This window comes from Ercella succinigenes, assembly GCF_900002895.1.
In genome coordinates this window covers 38932-57446 of the sequence record NZ_CDHP01000003.1, presented here as the reverse complement: position 1 = coordinate 57446, position 18515 = coordinate 38932, and the positions used below count along the sequence as shown (strand labels likewise).

Sequence of the window (18515 nt, the reverse complement as noted above, 5' to 3'; positions counted from 1 at the left end):
TTTATTTATTCTGGGTTAAAGGCTGATGTTTTACCATCAGACTCCATAATAAGATCAAGCGCAAAAATTGCTGCAGCCGCCTCAATCACAGGCACAGCTCTCGGTACGATACACGGATCATGTCTACCATGTATAATAAGCTCTTCGTCCTGTCCGGTTTTTAGATTTATTGTCCTCTGCGGAAGACTGATTGAAGCCGTAGGCTTAAAAGCAGCCCGAAAAACTATTGGCATGCCATTGCTTATACCTCCATCTGCTCCACCACTATTATTTGATCTTAATCTAATTCCTTTTTCTGAGAAAAAAGGTTCATCATTGTTTTGCGACCCATGACGCTTAGCAGCTTGAAAACCAGCACCAAATTCCAAACCTTTAACTGCCGGTATGGAATAAACAAGCCCTGCCAGTCTTGACTCAACCCCGTCAAATATGGGATCGCCCAAGCCAGCCGGCAAGCCTATAATCGCACCCTCAATAACTCCGCCCACAGAATCAGTAGCGGCTTTCGCTTTTAAGACAGCCTGCTGCATTGATTGTGCAGCTGTTTCTGAAACAGTCGGGAAGTTTTTTTCAGCAAACCCACGCAACAAAGCAATATCAGGTTCAGTATAATCCACAGGCAAATCAGAAATACCTGCTATTTCTACTATTCTGGCAGCAACAAGAATATTTCTTTTAGCTAGTATTTGTTTGCAAATTGCTCCTGCAAAAGTAAAAGGAGCCGTCAATCTACCAGAAAAATGACCTCCTCCACGTGGATCATTAAACCCTTTATATCTGGCCAGACCGGTAAGATCTGCATGTCCTGGTCTAGGCTTAATTCTTAATTCATTGTAATCAGAGGAACGTGTATCTGTATTCCTGATAATTGCAGCTAATGGCGTTCCTGTAGTACGGCCTTCAAAAAAACCTGACATTATTTCTACTTTGTCAGCTTCCTGTCTAGGCGTAGACCATGCGGTTCTGCCAGGTGCTCGTCTTTGCATCATTTTCTGAATATCATCTTCATCAATAGACATTCCAGGAGGTAGACCATCAATAACAACGCCTATGCCTGAACCATGCGATTCTCCAAAAATGCTGATTTTTATTGTATTACCCCATATCGAGCTCATAGCAAATTCCTCCCAATTCTCTAAACCTGTCAAAAAAATCAGGATAAGATTTTTTAACAGCCTGTGCCCCTTCGATTATCACACCTTTTTCAGTGAAAAGAGCAGCAATAGCAAGAGCCATAGCAATGCGATGATCATTGTATGAAGAAGAGGTTCCACCCTTTAATTTTTTACCACCATTAATGATTAGACCATTTTCAGTCTGCCTGACATCCGCACCAATTGATGTAAGTGAAGCTTCAGTACTCGCCAGTCTGTCACTTTCTTTTAATCTCAACCTGGCACCATTTATAAGTTCAGTTTTTGCATCAACCAAAGCTGCCGCCACAGAAAGAATCGGTACAAGATCAGGTATTTGCGAAACATCTATGGTATACTCTCTCCTCTTTTTAGAGAAATCTTTAAGTAAATTTATAATTTCTTTGTCACCCTGTATGGAAGAATTATTCAATCCGGTAACATCTACTTTATTGCCCCCAAAAGAAGCAGTAAGCCAAAAAGCAGCCTGAGAAAAATCTGCTTCTACCTGGTAATTTGCAGATATATATTTTTGTCCGCCAGCAACAAAAAAACCATTAGCAGTTTTATTAACCTGAACTCCGTAAGTAAGCATTGTCTTAATTGTCATATCAACATATGGTGCGGATTCAAGCTTGCTGCTGATTTCTATTTCTGAATCACCTTCAATTAAAGGTAGGGCAAGCAACAAACCTGATATATACTGGGAGCTGATATTTCCAGGAACGCGAAAAGTGCCCGAGGACAGCTTGCCTTTAACAGTCAACGGTAAACTTTTGTTTTCTGGCATTAACACATCTGCATTGTGATTTTTAAATATATCTTTATACTCTTTCATTGGTCTTTCAGGAAGTCTGCCTCTACCTGTGAATGTAATATTCTTCCCTAATGCTGCGGTAATAGGAACCAACAACCTAAGAGTTGTTCCGGACTCACCGCAATCCAGAGTATTTGAGTTGTTCCTTAAATCTTTCATGCATTTTAAGGTAACCGATATATCATCTGATAAAATCTTACCAAGACCTTCAGGCCATTTATTTTCCCCAGCCAACGCTGCACAGATAATTGCCCTGTGTGCATCACTCTTTGAAGGAGGAGGGTTTATTTTTCCACATAATATGCCTGGCTCAACTTTCATGGAAAGATCAGACATCAGGTCGCACCTCCTGCATTACCATTTCGATTTGTTCTCTTTTCATAGGCTTCAGAAAAGCATCTCCTATATCATGCAGCAATACGAAGTAAAGTTTTGAACCCATATTTTTTTTGTCTGCATTTATTGCTTTAATTAACTGATCGTAACCAATGTCTGTTTCTACAGGCAGTTGATATTTTTCAAGAAGTTTTTTTATTCTTTCTGATAACCCTTCTGGTGTATCACCTGTAAATTCACCAATTCTGGCTGCAGCAACCATGCCGATAGCAACAGCCTCACCATGCGTATATCTCTTATATTCGGTAACTTTTTCAATCGCATGACCAACAGTATGTCCAAAATTCAGGAGCATACGTTCACCAGTGTCACGCTCATCCTTAGCTACAACGGTAATTTTTATACGAACACATCTTTCCAAAATCCATTCCAAATCATAAGTTTTGCTTTCAACCTGTTCAAATAAGTTTAAATCCCTTATTAATCCATATTTTATAACCTCTGCCATTCCATCCGACATCTGGGATCGAGACAAAGATGTAAGCACAGTAGGATCCATTATTACTGCCCTTGGTTGATAAAAAGCTCCGATAAGGTTCTTGCCATAAGGCAAATCAATAGCAGTTTTGCCACCAATTGAGGAGTCAACCTGAGCAAGCAAAGTTGTTGGAATCTGTATTAAAGGAACGCCTCTTAACCAACTGGCAGCGGCATATCCTGCCAAATCACCGATTACACCACCGCCTAAAGCTATAATCAAATCAGATCTGGTTATTGAAAACTCATGAAATTTTTCATACAATTTAATGAGTTGATCAAAAGATTTGCTGGCTTCACCAGCAGGAACAAGGGCCGAAAAAACATCAAAACCACTTAATTTTAAAGATTCACTGACAATACTTCCGTATAAAGGCCAGACATTTTCATCACTGACTATACATACTCTTTTACCGCTGCATGAACCAGATGCAATTTCTCCAGTCTTTTTCAGAGCACCTTTACGTATTACAATAGGATAATCTCCTCCAGATGTTTTAGCTAATAATTCCGGCATGTAATTACCTCCTGCGATTTTGCATATTTTTTCATATAAACTTGAATTCTATTTTTATTAAAGTGATCTGCCGATTGCCTCAGCAATAGGTCTTAGTTTATTCATAAGATCCCCGAAAGCTTCAGGAGTAAGTGACTGTTGTCCATCTGACAAAGCATGCTTGGGATCATTGTGAACTTCAATAATAAGACCATCAGCACCTGCAGCTATAGCAGCTTTTGCTAAAGGTTCAACCAACCAGGCAAAGCCGCCTGCATGACTTGGATCTACAAAAACGGGCAAATGCGTTTTGCTTTTTAACACAGGAACAGCACTGATATCTAGAGTATTTCTTGTACTTGTTTCAAAAGTTCGAACTCCTCTTTCGCACAAAATAACATCTTGATTGCCACCACTCATAATATATTCTGCCGACATAAGCAGCTCATCTATGGTACTAGCGAACCCTCTTTTTAGTAAAACAGGTTTGCGGACACGGCCTAACTCTTTTAGCAACTCAAAATTCTGCATATTTCTTGTTCCCACCTGAATAATGTCTACAAATTCCATGAATAATTCTAACTGAGCGGGATTAGTGATTTCTGAAATAACAGGCAAACCAGAAGATAAACGTGCTCTTTTCATGTACATCAAGCCTTCAGCTTTTAAGCCTTGAAAGGCATAAGGAGATGTGCGAGGTTTAAAGGCACCGCCTCTTAACATCAAAGCACCACAATCTTTAACTGATGCGGCTACCATTTTTATTTGATCTTCCGATTCAACAGAGCAAGGACCTGCAGCTATACAAATCTGTTTACTGCCAATATCAACATTACCTACTTTGATAACAGTATCATCAGGATGGAATTTCCTGTTTGCACGTTTGTATGGCTCTTGAACCTTCATCGCCCTTTCAACAGCATCGTGCATCTCTACAGCTTCCAGTTCAATAGCCGAAGTATCTCCAACAAGACCAATTATCGTAGTTGCACTTCCATATATAGGACTGGTCTGAACACCATAACTATCTGTAAGCCACTTACATATTTCCTCAACCTTTTCTCTGTTTGTACCTTGTTTAAGGACTAAAATCATTTCATTTTTCCTCCATATCCTAAGTCTGCCGCCAAAGCAGCTACCAGTTGATCGGGATCCTGATCAGCTGAAATTATTCTATCGGCGACAGTCTGATAAATCCCCTGCCTGCGGTCATATAATTTTTGTAGTTCGTCACTTTGACTATCTTGCCATAAAGGACGGCCTTTTCCTTGTCCTAATCTTTTTCTTATTTCCGGCAGTGGACATTGAAGATAAATAACAAGAGCCGATTTTTGACGCAAAAGCTTTTGATTATAATCAGACATAAGTGCGCCTCCACCGGTTGCAAGAATCTGACTTCTGTCAGCCCCAAGAAATTTCTCCAACATCTCCGACTCTTTTTTTCTAAAACCGGCTTCGCCTGAATCATTAAAAATCTGATTTATCGTTTTGCCATTGTCTTTTTCAATTTCAATATCCAGATCTATCAGCGGTAAATTAATATAAGAAGCCAATTTTTCTCCAATTGTGCTTTTGCCACTACCCATAAATCCGGTAAATACAATTGTTGTAGGGAATTGCCTGAAAATTTCTGAAGATAGAGACTCTTGAATTGAAGCAAGCACATCTTCATTAAATATAGCTTGCGGGTGCCATATTCGTTGAGCAGCAAGAGCTTGAGCAAATAACATTCCCAAACCTCCACTGGCAGGTATTCCCATAGATCTTGCCATCAGAACCAATCTGGTAGCTACCGGATTATATATGGTGTCGTATACTTGAATTGTTTTACCAAGTAATTTTTGCATTTTATCTTCGGGCAAAGGCAGCTCGCCCGTTTGTGGCCACATCCCGGCAGGAGTGCCCTGAAGAAGAACCCAGTTAATACCTTCAAGTTCATCTGGATCATTCAAAACATCTATTATCTGATCAGGATAAAGTTTATGCACATCCAAAGCCAGTCTTTCAGCCTGTTCAAGCCTTCTTGCCCAGATTGCAATTCTACTGGCTTTTTCACCTGCGGCAGCAAAAGAAAGCATTCTGCTTACTCCACCCGCACCAAGTATCATTACAGATCTGTCATATAAGGCAGGACCATCATTGAGAAATCCTTCTCTATCTGTATTATATCCACGACTATTTAAAATAGTATTAACCGAACGCAAAGTAGCAGAATATTCATCAAGGCTGTCTAATAATGAAATGATTCTTTCTTTATAGGGGATAGTACAATTTAAACCTTTGTACCTGCTTAGTACAGAAGGTATTTCCTGCAAAAAACTGCCCGGTTCAACATCTATAAGCTCATATTCAGATTCTATCCCTGCCGATTTCATAAGTTTATTATGTATATAAGGAGAAAGGCTATGCCCGAGAGGATGCCCGATCAATCCATATTTTTCTGTTTTTTTAATCACACTCATATCCTGCCTCCTTTAAAAGCCATGTAGCTTTCACAGATTGAGAACTATCGGGCAGCAGAATCTGCAGGCATCCACCTTCATAATCTCTAAATTCCTTTATTCTAATATTATTTATATTAATTTCATTTTCTCCGAGTAAAGTTGTTATTCTTCCAAGTTCTCCAGGACGATCTTTTACATATACCGTTAAAGAGCTCTGTGCATTTAAAGCACCTCTTCCATCAACAGGCAGAGAATTCCTGAATTGCGCAGCCTGGAAGAAGAATTTTTCAAGTTTCTTCTTATCCTTATCTTTTAAACCATCTCTAAATTCTGATAGCAAATCAATATATTGACCTAACAAATCAGAAAGCGGAGCACCAGATTGGATACATATAGCAGCCCAGAGCTGAGGACTTGAAGATGCTATACGAGTAATATCTCTAAATCCTCCTGCTGCCAGCCTTGATAAACTGTCATCCCCTTGTTGTGCTACAAGAAGACTTAGTGCAGAAGCAGCGGCATGAGGTAAATGACTTATAGCAGCAACCGCTTTATCATGAGTTTTATAATCAAGTTCAAGTATTGACGCGCCCGTCAAAGAAATAATTTTTATCAGGGTGTTATACTCTTTTAGGGACAAATCACAATTTTCTGGTATGCAAAGTACATATACTGCATTCTCAAGAAGCGAATCTGAAGAATATGTATAACCATTTTTCTCAGAACCAGCCATTGGATGTCCACCCACAAACCTTCTGTCGAAGACAGTTTCCATTACCGGTTTTTTAACACTGGCAACATCTGTAATTACTGCATCGGAAAACCTTCTTACATAAGCAACCGCACAAGCAACATATTCCGGCGGAGTACATATAAAAACAGCTGTGCAATTCTCAAGTTTTTGCCACGCTTCATTATAAACAAAAAAATTACTTTCTTCTTTGGCAGAGTCTTCCTTAAAAAATTTTTCATCTTCATTTGAAACAGCAGACAATTTCGGCCATACGGCTCCGGCAGATAAAACAGATTCATTGATCGCAGTCTGAACAGTTTTCAGATCAGGATCAAAGCCAACTACCTTAAAACCATTTAAATTGAGCCGCTTCGCAATTGAGCCGCCGATAAGGCCTAAGCCTACCACAGCGATTTGTGATGTATCCTGAATATTATTCAAAAACCCAAGCCGCCTTTCTGATTATTACCTTTCATTTTCTTACCTTAAAGCCAACATGTCAATCGCAAAGCATGTAAAAAAGCAATCACTTACTGATGATTGTTAGTTTTAAATCAAAATCGCATAATAATTATATTGAAATCAGATCATTTTGTCTGTTGTATATATCTTTGCAAAGTCTCTGGATTAACCGCATAATGAAGAGCATCTTCCATGCTAATCATATTACGATTATATAAATCAGCTATACTGGCATCCATACTGATCATACCTTGCGCACGATTTGTTTGTATGACACCATCAATCTGAGGAGTTTTACCTTCTCTGATCATATTTCGAATAGCACTGTTAACAATCATAACTTCAAAAGCAGGAACACGCCCGGCATCTATTTTATCAGATGGAATAAGCTGCTGGGAAACAACAGCCAGAAGAACAGTAGAAAGCTGAATTCTAACTTGCTGCTGCTGATCCGGCGGGAAAACATCTATTATACGATCGATAGTTTTGGCAGAACCAACAGTGTGTAATGTAGAAAACACAAGATGGCCTGTTTCAGCAGCAGTTAAAGCTATCGCCATGGTCTCAAGATCTCTCATTTCACCTATCTGTATTACATCTGGTGACTGACGCAGCGCAGCTCTAAGAGCCATCTGATAAGTCTGAGAGTCTGTACCTATTTCTCTTTGATTAATAATACTTTTTTTGTGGTTATGCAAATATTCAATAGGATCTTCTAAAGTCAGCACATGACAAGCTCGATCTTTATTTATTTTATTGATTAAAGCCGCCAAAGTTGTTGTCTTGCCACAACCTGTCGGACCAGTTACCAGAATCAATCCCTTTAATTTATCTGCCAGACTTATTACAGAATCAGGCAGACCTAAATCATCAGGATCAGGAAGTTTTGTATAAATCCTCCTGATAGAAACAGCATATGATCCTCTCTGCCAAAAAACATTTACTCTAAACCGGCCAATTTCTGGCAGAGATAATGAAAAATCTCTTTCACCTTGTTCGAGAAAAGCAACAAGATCTTTTTCTTTAACAAACAACTGTCTGGCAAAATCTTCAGTTTCTGAAGGACTCAACTTATTTATACCTTGCAAAGTTTTCAAGGCTCCATGTACTTTAAACGTTGGAGGTACGCCTACCGTAATGAAAATATCTGAAGCTTCCTGTCGAACGGCTTCCTGCATTATCTCAAATATTGTCATGTTATCCTCTTTCTCAATCTGGAATCCAGACAACGCCGGTTTCTTCTGTGACAGGTTGACTGGTCTGCCACTGAGTCCATTCCAGAATATTAAGATGTATTTGATTGTCATTTTTGTCAGGCTTTATGCTCAACTTAAGATCAAGCATCTGACTTGCAGGCGGAGGTGGATATACAATACTAACAGATGCTGTGATAAACAATTCGTTTTGTTCCTGCCATATATCATATTCATGTATATCCTGATCACTTAGCCAGATTTTAAAATGATTTGCCATTTCAGCAACAAATTCACTCTCATTAATATTTTCATTATCAGCAAAATATTTTTTTGCTTCAGTATCAATAGCGGCATAAAATTCAACAGCAACTGAATCTGTTTGATAATACTCTTTTTGCCACTGTGCCCTTTTTTGTGCAAGCCTCAGATCAGATGCAACTGTGACAAGAGATAGAACACCCAACAAAACCAGCACAGTTAAAACCAAAATAATCAGTGCGGAAGCACTACCTTTTTTATTGATTATTTTATTCATTTCAATACCTCCGGCGGGAAATATCGACTGCTTCTTACCTCATAGAACACTGAATCTTTTTTTTGATCATCTGCATTCAAAATACTGACATTTAAAACCCATATATTGTCATTGTCGGATTTTTTCAGTTCAACTACTATGTTGTATTCACTTTCGGTGTTCTCTACAATATTCATTTCAGAATCGAGCTGGCCTATCCATTTTTCTCCATCCGATCTAAATTGCACAAATCTTGTCATATCTAATCCAGCAAGATCTGAAAAGTTATCATTGGCGATTCCATCAGCGGCCGCATCAATTTCCCAGGATTTCCACTGATCAACAATGTTTGAAGTTACAACTATCGCCTTGTCAAGCTGTTTCGTACTATGCGCCACCTGATCAGAAATAAAATACATACGGGCAACAATAACACCAAAAATTGAAAGCAATGCTATTGCTACAATCAATTCTGCCAAAGAAAAACCGGTTCTGCAATTTAGTTTTCCAACCGAATTTTTTCTGGTTTTCGGGATTATATTATCACAAAAAACTTTAGTTCTTATCACTTTAACAATCCCCCTGAACGAATATAAATCTGCCTGCTGACAAGCTCTTTTTGATTGTTGCCGGCAATATCACTCCAGAGTTTTATTTCGATCATATGATCAGAGACAATATTTAATTCCCAGTTAATATTATCTAACAATGGACGACCCTGTGTGAAAATAGTTTCCATGCCCGGCATAGTGACAAATTCATATAAAGTATTATCCTCTAGATATATCCAGGTTATTGTTTGATCATTATCCGGTATAGTAGGGTTCTTTATTCTTTTTACCAGATACAATGCTGATTCTCCATTAAATGGATCTGCTTCTATAGAAATTCCATCTGCCATGTCTGCCTTTCTCAACTGCACCTCAATATAGGACATTGCAGTTCTGAGGTCTGACCGCTCTTCTCTTGCCGAACTAAGACGAAGCCAAGCTTCGCTGCCTGCGGCAGTCAAAGAAAAAACCAATGACGCTACCAGAACCAGCAAAAAAAGAACAAGAACCAGCTCTATCAAAGTATAGCCTTTTTTTGATTGATTCATTTTGGAACCACCTCAATTACCGGAGTAAGATTTCCGCCAAGCGACTGATAAAAATAAACATATCTGTTTTCCTGCAGCTGCAGCCCATAATTATCCACCAGATATCCAATGTCGGCAGGATATGAACCTTCCAGGGCATAACATTGCAACGCAGCACTATAAACAGCATCTCTGGCAGTATCAAGTCCTGCTTCTCTGCTTTGATTTTCTATTCTGATCAGACTCAAGGAAACCTGAACCATTATCAGAATCGCAATTATTATCCCTATTACGGCACCTGAACCTTTGATGGTCGCACGACTGAATCCTGACATGAAAATACCTGCTTTCATTAACCTATTGAAGACATAATCTCAATAAGAGGCAACATCACAGTAAGTAATATAACAGCAACAATTACAGATAAAATTATAACCAGCAGTGGTTCAACCAATCCCGTCAGTCTAGCAAGTTTATTTTGAATATCTGATTCATAAGTGTTTGCAATTTTACTCATTACCTGATCAAGATTACCTGTCCTGCTGCCCAAAGCCAGCATTCTCGCAAATATTTTGGGGAAAAGTTCAGTTTTTTGCAAAGCTTCAAAAGGATCCATGCCATTTGCAATCTGCTGACGACAATTCTTAATCCTGTTTCTTATTAATTCATTATCAAGCATATCCTGAGTCATCTTTAAAGATGTATCAAGATCTATACCGCTGCTAATAAGATAAGACAAAGCAAGAGCAAAACGGGCTGCATAAATTTGTCTGTAGATAGAACCGATTATCGGAGCTTTTGTCTTAAATTTCTCAAGTCCCATACGGCCTTTACTTCTTTTGAACCAGAATATGATTAATATAATAAGAATAAGAATAAGCGGAACAAGCCAATATCCTTCATTAGAGAGAAATATGCCAAAATTCATCAAGCCTCTCGAAAATGGCGGCATATTTCCACCAAACGCTGTCAAAATTTCGCTGAAAACCGGAAGAACTCTCACAATAAGAAGAACAATAATCGCTGCCATCATGACGAGCAAAACGATTGGATAAATCAAAGCACTTCTTAACCTGCGTTTAAGTTCAGCATCACGCCTGTAGAACTCAGACAGATTTGTCATAACTGTATCTAGGTTACCTGAAACTTCACCTATTTCTGCCATATGAAGTAAATAGGCAGGAAATCCGCCCACAGAACGCATAGCCGCAGACAAAGGAACCATATCCTTTAATTCGGCAGCCAGTTTTTTTAGAAAAGTTTGCTGTCTTGGCTCGTCAGTGCTTTCAACTAGAAGAGATACTCCTTCGGATACACCTATTCCTGATTTTTGAACAAGAGCAATTTGTTCACAAAACCAGGCCAATTCCTCAGCTTCTAATCTGCTTGATCTTGTTTTTGACATAAATCCAGCCCCCTGCCCGAATTAAAATATACTGTTAATTTAATTAATTATACACTTAGAAAAACATTATTACTATATTGTGAACAGCTTTTTGTTACATTGACTAAAGGTATAGACTAAAGTCTTTATAGCTGTTAAAAATTGCAGTATAATAAACCTATTGTATTTACAGTTAACTCGGTAGGAGTATTGATAAAATGAAAAATTTATTTCAACAATTTGCAACAAAAGATTTTTTTAGAAAAAAAAGCCAGAAAACATTGGTTTTTTTAATGGTTTTTATGTTGCTGATGTTTATGGTGCAAGGCTGCAAATTAAGAACCCCGCCTACCGAAAGTGAAACAACTACAGAGACTTCTGCAACAACTGCAACCAGTCAGACAACGACTGCGGCTGCTACACCAACACCAAGGCCAACCACCACAAAAGTTACAACAACCAAACCTACTGAAACAAGCGAGTCGGAAACCACTGAAACAGGAACAGGGACTGAAACGAAAAAAGACACTTCTACCAGTACTAAAGCAACTACAACTCAAGCACAAGTTACAGAAACAACAGCAGCTCTTCAACCTACTGCAACAGCGGCTACAACAACTACGGCACCACCACCGCCGCCGCCAACTACAACAACAACAGCCCCTAAACCAAGTGGAGGCACTTTTAATTATGTAAATTATGGAGCTTTTTTCAGAGATAATTACGGCAGTAATGCCAATTATGTAAATGCTGAGTACGGTGATATAATTGCTGTCACTTTGGACGTAGGAAGTGCACCTAACGGAGTTGTTCTGGTAAAGGTAGATAGATTGCCTGCTAATGTAAGATGTCTGGTTCAAATATCAAAAGATGGCACTATGTACCAGTATGAGTTACAGCGCCGAGGTTCTTTTGTAGGCATTCCACTCCAGATGGGTAGTGGAGCATATAATATTGCAGTAGCATATGATGCCGGAGGAACTTTTCCAGCTCCACTGGTTCATAGTTTTAATGTGTCTTTGGCGTCAGGACTTAAACCTTATACAGCGTCTTCTATCATAACTGATTTTTCTCGCGGATCTGCTTCCGTTTCACTTGCCAACAGCCTTTGCTCAGGTCAAAGTACGCTTGACGGTAAGATAGATGCAGTTTACAACTGGATCACAAAAAATATCAGCTATAATCGTTCGCTTGCCAGTCAGATAACAAATGGACAGGTTACAACATATATACCAAACCCAGATCAGACTCTTAGCAGCCGCACAGGTATATGTTACGATTATGCGTCACTTATGTGTGCCATGCTCAGATCTCAAGGGATTGCTACACGTTTGATAATGGGTAATACACCACAAGGTTATCATGCCTGGAACGAAGTTTACATAGATGGTGTAGGCTGGGTAATAGTAGCAGGTTTTTCCTGGCAGCAGCTCAGTGGTGCCAGCTGGGTAAGATTTGACACCACATTTGCTGCAGGCGGAATGTCCTCTCAGGACATAAAAAACAATTCTTATTCAACTGTAAGAGTTTATTGATAAGTTATTAGTATGTTCTTTTGTCTATAACCCGTTTTGCTTTACCTTCACTCCTTGGCAAAGATCTTGGCTCTACCAGAGTTATTTTGGCAGATATTCCAAGCAAGGATTGTATGTCTGCATTAAGACGACGTTCAGTATTTTCAATTTCACGTATTGAATCAGAAAAGAAAGCTTTTGTCATTTCTATCTGTATTTCCATTCTATCCAGATTATGCACACGATCGACATATATCATATAATGTGGTTCAACTTCACCATAATTAAGCAAAATAGATTCTATCTGGGTTGGAAAAACATTGACTCCTCTAATAATCAGCATATCATCTGCTCTGCCAGTTACTTTATCCATGCGAACAGTTGTTCTTCCACAATCACATTTATCATAATACAATCTTGTCAGATCATGTGTATTGTATCTCAATAAAGGTGTTCCTTCTTTTGTTACACTGGAAAAAACCAATTCTCCCAATTCTCCGGAGGGAAGAGGTTTTCCTGTATCAGGATCAACAATTTCGGCAATAAAATGATCTGACTGAATATGTAATTTTGATCCAGCCTCACAGCTCATAGACACACCCGGACCCATCGTTTCAGAAAGGCCATATATATCGAAAGCTTTAAGACCCAACTTATCCTCTATTTGCTGCTTCATTTCAACAGACCACGGCTCAGCTCCAAAAATGCCAACCTTAAGCGACAGCATGGATTTATCTACACCATAAGTGGCCATTTCATCAGCAAGATGAAGGGCATAGCTAGGAGTACAGGCCAGAGCAGTTGGCTTGAAATCAACAAGTATCTGTATCTGTCTTTTTGTGTTTCCAGATGATACAGGAATAGTTGTTGCACCCATTTTTTCAGCACCATAATGCAATCCTAATCCACCGGTAAATAATCCATAGCCATATGCAACATGGAGAATATCTTTATTTGTCATTCCTGTAGAAGCCAAAGATCTGGCACAGCACTCTGCCCAAACATCTATGTCAGATTGTGTATAGCCCACTACTTTTTGCTTGCCTGTTGTGCCAGAAGAAGAATGGATCCTTACTATATCAGAAAGAGGTACCGCAAAAGTTCCATAAGGATAATTGTCTCTCATATCTTCTTTATCAGTAAACGGAAGACTTGCCAGATCATCAAGAGATTTAATATCTCCAGGTTCAATTCCTGCAGCTTTCATTTTTTCCGTATAATATGGAACCTTACCATACATGCGATGCACGCATTCAACAAGACGTTGTCCTTGTATTTCTCGGATTTTTTCATAAGGCATTGTTTCTGATGTTTCATTCCAGATATAGCTCATCTTTTAGACCATCCTTCCATTCTGCATTTATTTGCTAAAGATAATTGTCATTATAATAATATATCATAAACATTAGTTGAAAATATTCATTTTTTGTCAGTTTATTTGTCATATCTACTATTGTCAAGCAAAATCAGGGAATCCGTGATTATTACTGTCGCCTGTCCTTGTTCCGGGTAAAAACGAAAAGCTCCACTGTCATGGGAAATTTCAAGACGTCTGCCATAATCTGCACTAAACTGAACAGTTTTACCCGCCGGACTTCTAAATTGAACTGAATCCCCATTGCAGTCAACACCGTCGTAGAATAAACCTGCTTTATCTATTTTGAGCAAGCCTTTCCCACTATAACTAAAGGTATCTTTAAGGCCTGCTGTTTCTGTCTTAACATTAAATGCCAACATATAAGAAGGGTTGTTTTTAAATTTGAAATCAAGTTCTTTTTGCTGCCAATGTCTCCATTTCCAGACTGTGTTTAAGCTAAACTTTTTATTTCCGTTTGAGATAAAACCAGAACTGTCCAGCGTATATTCAGCATCGCAAATAGTACAAAATAATTTTTTGCCTTTTGATTTCATTGCCATAATTTTTTGACAGGCAGGACACTGGTGACAGATCCTGTGCAGCCCGGCGGCAGGAGCCAAACTCAGGTATTTATTTTTTCTCTCAAAAGACATTTGCCAGTCATAATCATTAAAACTAATATTTTTTTGTATTAATGTTGCAATTTCTGTTTCTGACAAAGTTTTTATGTCATCTTTTTTTAATAACAGTTTTACATCTATCTCTACTCTACCTGGTCTTAATCCACTTTCAGACCATCTTGGCCAAGCAAGATATGCTCCTGATATTTTTATAGAAATAACAGGACACTCCATTTTTTTTACCAGTTTTGAAATTGTGTTATCCAGACTATGAGAGCTGCCATCTACAGATCTTTGTCCCTCCGGAAAAATACCAAGAGCACCATTGTCTTTTAAGACCTGCATCATTTGTTTTAAAGCTCCTGCATCTGATCTAAATTGAGTCTTCGGTATAACCCCAAGCAGATCAAGGATTAACTTAAGCCTTTTATTTCTAAAAAACAGGCTTGCAGCAACAAAATTTATACTAAAACTCGGCAAAGCTAATGCTGCAAAAAAAGGATCAAGATAGGATGGGTGATTGCCCAATACTATAACAGGGCCTTTTAATGCATGGATTCTTTGATCTCTATTAATCCTTAACCGAAAAAAAAGATAAAAAGGCAGATACATTATCACTAAAACCGGCCTATATAACCAGCGAGCCGGACTTCTAATGCCTTTCTTTCGTTTTTTTCTGTCTGGTTTTTTATGCACCATATAGTACTACTCCTGTCGCAAGCCTTTCATGCTAAGAGAAATCCTTTTACGCTTCACATCTACACTGAGAACGCGAACCTGCACAGCTTTTCCAACACTAACAACGGTAAGAGGATCTTTTACAAAATGATCTGCTAGCTCGGAGATGTGAACCAACCCATCCTGGTGCATTCCCAAATCTACAAAAGCTCCAAAGTCTGCAACATTTCTCACTACACCCTGCAAAACCATATCTGGTTTAAGGTCGGATAAATCCATCAAATCACTTCTTAACACAGGTTGAGGCAAATCATCACGCGGATCTCTGCCTGGTCTTTTCAATGCATCTATTATATCTAAAAGTGTTAATTCTCCTATTTCCAGAGCTTTGGCCAATTCTGAAATATCTGATTTTTCGGCTTTTTCAGCAAGTAAAGATGATGGGGCTTCCCCAAGCATCTTACTGAGCTGATATACCTTTTCGTAAGATTCAGGATGAACAGATGTATTATCAAGTGGCTCTATAGCTTCAGGGATTCTTAAAAATCCTGCACATTGTTCGAAAGCCTTTGCTCCTAGTCTAGGTATTTTCAGAAGTTCCTTTCTTGATTTAAAGGAACCGGCCTTTTCCCTTTGTGCTACAATATTTTTAGCAACAGCAGGCGTAAGTCCCGCTACATATCCTAATAGAGAAGGGGATGCAGTATTTATATCTACACCTACCTCGTTAACACAAGCCTCAACAATTCCACCAAGTGCTTCATCAAGTCTTTTTTGATTCATATCATGCTGGTACTGACCAACTCCTATCGCTTTTGGTTCAATTTTTACAAGCTCTGCCAGTGGATCTTGAAGTCTGCGGGCAATAGAAACAGCACTTCTTAAAGATACATCATATTCGGGAAATTCTTCTGCGCCTAATTTTGAAGCTGAATATACCGAAGCACCTGCTTCACTCACGATAAGCCAACGTACAGAAAGCTTATTATCATGAATCAGATCGCGAACAAATTGCTCTGATTCTCTTGACGCAGTACCATTGCCTATGGCAATCAAGCCTATATCATACTTTTTGATCAACATCAGCATTTTTTCTGAAGCCTCTTTTATCCTGAGATGAGGGGGAGTAGGATAAATAACATCTGTACTAAGAACAAGTCCGGTTTCGTCAACAACAGCCAGTTTGCAGCCAGTTCGATAAGCCGGATCAAGGCCTATTATTCTAAAACCTTTTACAGGAGCCTGCATAAGAAGGCTTCTTAAATTACTGCTAAATACATTGATAGACTTTTCCTGAGCCTGCTCTGTCATAATCTGACGAATCTCATTTTCTAAAGATGGTTGTAATAGTCTTTTCCAGGCATCTTCTATCATCTTTAAAAGGTAGTCTGCCGATTTGCTGCCTTCAATTAAGGTGTAAGCAGAAAGAAGTGATATAACCTCATTGACAGGCAAAACAACTTTTACATTAAGCATTTTTTCCTTCTCGCCTCTATTTAAAGCAAGAATTCGGTGGGATGCTATTTGGCGAACAGGTTCTTTAAAATCATAATACGCCTCATATACAGATTCCTCTGCCTGTTTAGTTTTGGTTGATTCTACGATACCATTGCGTAAATATTCCTGTCTTAGACGCCGTCTAACCCAAGCATCATCTGAAACACGCTCGGCAAGTATATCCAGTGCACCACTAATAGCCTGTTCAGAAGTCTCAAGCTCTGAATCTTCTGATATTCTTAGAATATTTTCTGCTAAAGCTATAATTTCTGTCTCTCCATGTTTTTGTTCAATCAACATATCGGCCAACGGTTCAAGCCCTTGAGATATGGCAATACTGGCTCTTGTTTTTCTCTTAGGTCTATAAGGTCTGTACAAATCTTCAAGCTCAGTTATTGTCAAAGCAGAATCAATTTTCTTTTTCAACTCGTCTGTTAATACTTCCTGTTCTTGTAAAAGACGTAGTATATCTTCTCGCTTTTGTTCAATGGCTTTGAGCTGTTCATATCTATCAGCAAGCAGTCTCAATGTCTGATCATCTAGATTGCCGGTTACTTCTTTTCTATATCTCGCAATAAACGGAATTGTGTTACCATCGTTCAAAAGATCTACTGTCTTTTCTATCTGTTCTGATTTTAACTTGAATTGTTCTTTTAACTGATCTAATATGTTCATAGTTGCTATCTCCTATCGGTTATCCCAAAAAAATAAAGATTGATATTTTTTTGTCACACTATGATAACATATTCGCATTATTATAGAATAGACAAAACCTGTGGAGGAATTTTCAGTTATGGCTCGATATTGTTTCTACTGCGGCCGCGCATTGTCGCCAGGCGAAAAGTGCACTTGTCGCGAAGACACAACCTCTCCTGAAAAAGCTGATTCAGGGGCTAGCAGATCAGGTTATAATACTGACAAGAGCACAAACAGGGCTAAAAAAAATAACAATAGCACTGGTTTTAACCAAGCAAGCAGCGGCAGCTGGAAAAACAAGTTTAAGAATAAATACACAAGTAATAAAGAAAAAAATTTCAAACACAGTAAAACAAAAAACAAAACTTTTTATAAACCAGACAAAGCGGCTATTTTTGCCGGTTTTCAACAAATATTAAGGTATTTCACCAGACCAGCCGATACAATACGGCAAGCATCTCAATTTGCCGATCAGCGTAAAGCGTTCCTGCTTTTATTTATTGAATGTATCGCAGGCGGATTTTTATTTATCTCTATGACCAGGCAAAGCCGTTTAAGTGCTCTGATGGAACTGACAATAATCAAAACCGGGCTAAGGGTAACTTTCATGAACAATTTATTTCTCTTCGCCCAAGGAATTGCTTTCATTTTATGTCTGCATTTTATTATCATTGCATTAATTTACACAACCCTGCGTTTTATCGCTCGTCAACCAACTGATTTTATAAGACTTTACTCAGCCATAAGTCCAGTATCTTTTTACAGTACTATTTTTATTTTCATGGCGATATCAGCCTTGTCTACGTCACTTGTTCATGCTGGATTTTTTCTTTGCTGCTCATTTGCAATTTCCACAATTATCATTTTTCTGGCTATACGGCAACTATGCCAGCTTGATGAAAATCGAGCTCTTATTTTATCAATTTTACTAATGGTAGTATATGGCGCAATAATCTCTGTACTTATTGGGCTAACAATGCCAGTTCTTTCAACTTTATTTGACATGTCTATTGTAATTTGAAC

Annotated in this window: 17 protein-coding genes; 2 read left to right on the top strand and 15 right to left on the bottom strand. The window is 38.6% G+C overall.

Annotation, left to right across the window (positions count from 1 at the left end; translation table 11 throughout):
- Window positions 1–5: 5 nt before the first annotated feature.
- The 12 genes from aroC to AC0KSB_RS01050 form a co-directional block, all read right to left on the bottom strand.
- Window positions 6–1115 (bottom strand): chorismate synthase, encoded by a 1110-nt coding sequence (gene aroC / locus AC0KSB_RS01105; protein ID WP_472305869.1) that lies wholly within the window; start codon window positions 1113–1115, stop codon window positions 6–8.
- On the bottom strand, window positions 1096–2286 hold the full coding sequence (aroA, locus tag AC0KSB_RS01100) for a 3-phosphoshikimate 1-carboxyvinyltransferase (RefSeq protein ID WP_472305867.1): 1191 nt from the start codon (window positions 2284–2286) through the stop codon (window positions 1096–1098). Before aroA ends, aroC begins: the two co-directional genes overlap by 20 nt.
- A complete protein-coding gene (gene aroB / locus AC0KSB_RS01095; RefSeq protein ID WP_472305865.1) occupies window positions 2279–3340 on the bottom strand; it encodes a 3-dehydroquinate synthase in 1062 nt (353 codons plus the stop codon). The genes aroA and aroB overlap by 8 nt, the downstream gene beginning before the upstream one ends.
- A gap of 57 nt (window positions 3341–3397) precedes the next feature.
- Entirely contained in the window at window positions 3398–4414 is a 1017-nt protein-coding gene (gene aroF / locus AC0KSB_RS01090; protein WP_472305863.1) for a 3-deoxy-7-phosphoheptulonate synthase, read from the bottom strand.
- Entirely contained in the window at window positions 4411–5781 is a 1371-nt protein-coding gene (locus tag AC0KSB_RS01085) for a shikimate kinase (RefSeq protein ID WP_472305861.1), read from the bottom strand. The genes aroF and AC0KSB_RS01085 overlap by 4 nt, the downstream gene beginning before the upstream one ends.
- The gene (locus AC0KSB_RS01080) at window positions 5768–6937 is read right to left on the bottom strand and encodes a prephenate dehydrogenase/arogenate dehydrogenase family protein (RefSeq protein ID WP_472305859.1); all 1170 of its coding nucleotides are present in this window, start codon (window positions 6935–6937) and stop codon (window positions 5768–5770) included. Before AC0KSB_RS01080 ends, AC0KSB_RS01085 begins: the two co-directional genes overlap by 14 nt.
- 146 nt (window positions 6938–7083) lie before the next feature.
- Window positions 7084–8154, bottom strand: a complete 1071-nt coding sequence (locus tag AC0KSB_RS01075; RefSeq protein ID WP_472305857.1) for a type IV pilus twitching motility protein PilT — start codon at window positions 8152–8154, stop codon at window positions 7084–7086.
- Between the two features lie 13 nt (window positions 8155–8167).
- Window positions 8168–8689 (bottom strand): hypothetical protein, encoded by a 522-nt coding sequence (locus AC0KSB_RS01070; RefSeq protein WP_472305855.1) that lies wholly within the window; start codon window positions 8687–8689, stop codon window positions 8168–8170.
- Entirely contained in the window at window positions 8686–9237 is a 552-nt protein-coding gene (locus AC0KSB_RS01065) for a PulJ/GspJ family protein (protein ID WP_472305853.1), read from the bottom strand. Before AC0KSB_RS01065 ends, AC0KSB_RS01070 begins: the two co-directional genes overlap by 4 nt.
- On the bottom strand, window positions 9234–9767 hold the full coding sequence (locus tag AC0KSB_RS01060; RefSeq protein ID WP_472305851.1) for a DUF4860 domain-containing protein: 534 nt from the start codon (window positions 9765–9767) through the stop codon (window positions 9234–9236). Before AC0KSB_RS01060 ends, AC0KSB_RS01065 begins: the two co-directional genes overlap by 4 nt.
- On the bottom strand, window positions 9764–10081 hold the full coding sequence (locus AC0KSB_RS01055) for a hypothetical protein (RefSeq protein ID WP_472305849.1): 318 nt from the start codon (window positions 10079–10081) through the stop codon (window positions 9764–9766). Before AC0KSB_RS01055 ends, AC0KSB_RS01060 begins: the two co-directional genes overlap by 4 nt.
- Window positions 10082–10098: 17 nt before the next feature.
- Window positions 10099–11151 (bottom strand): type II secretion system F family protein, encoded by a 1053-nt coding sequence (locus tag AC0KSB_RS01050; protein ID WP_472305847.1) that lies wholly within the window; start codon window positions 11149–11151, stop codon window positions 10099–10101.
- A gap of 197 nt (window positions 11152–11348) precedes the next feature.
- On the opposite strand from AC0KSB_RS01050, the gene AC0KSB_RS01045 reads away from it, so the two are divergent.
- On the top strand, window positions 11349–12665 hold the full coding sequence (locus tag AC0KSB_RS01045) for a transglutaminase-like domain-containing protein (protein WP_472305845.1): 1317 nt from the start codon (window positions 11349–11351) through the stop codon (window positions 12663–12665).
- A gap of 7 nt (window positions 12666–12672) precedes the next feature.
- On the opposite strand, the gene AC0KSB_RS01040 is transcribed toward AC0KSB_RS01045, so the two are convergent.
- The 3 genes from AC0KSB_RS01040 to AC0KSB_RS01030 all read right to left on the bottom strand — a co-directional run bounded on the left by AC0KSB_RS01040 (window position 12673) and on the right by AC0KSB_RS01030 (window position 17471).
- Window positions 12673–13977, bottom strand: coding sequence for a phenylacetate--CoA ligase family protein (locus AC0KSB_RS01040; RefSeq protein WP_472305843.1), 1305 nt, complete (start codon window positions 13975–13977; stop codon window positions 12673–12675).
- A 101-nt stretch (window positions 13978–14078) separates the two neighbouring features.
- Window positions 14079–15320, bottom strand: coding sequence for a lysophospholipid acyltransferase family protein (locus AC0KSB_RS01035; protein ID WP_472305841.1), 1242 nt, complete (start codon window positions 15318–15320; stop codon window positions 14079–14081).
- 6 nt (window positions 15321–15326) lie between these two features.
- Entirely contained in the window at window positions 15327–17471 is a 2145-nt protein-coding gene (locus AC0KSB_RS01030; RefSeq protein WP_472305839.1) for a Tex family protein, read from the bottom strand.
- A 118-nt stretch (window positions 17472–17589) separates the two neighbouring features.
- Here AC0KSB_RS01030 and AC0KSB_RS01025 point away from each other — a divergent pair, with 118 nt between their 5' ends.
- Window positions 17590–18513 (top strand): Yip1 family protein, encoded by a 924-nt coding sequence (locus AC0KSB_RS01025; protein WP_472305837.1) that lies wholly within the window; start codon window positions 17590–17592, stop codon window positions 18511–18513.
- Window positions 18514–18515 lie beyond the last annotated feature (2 nt).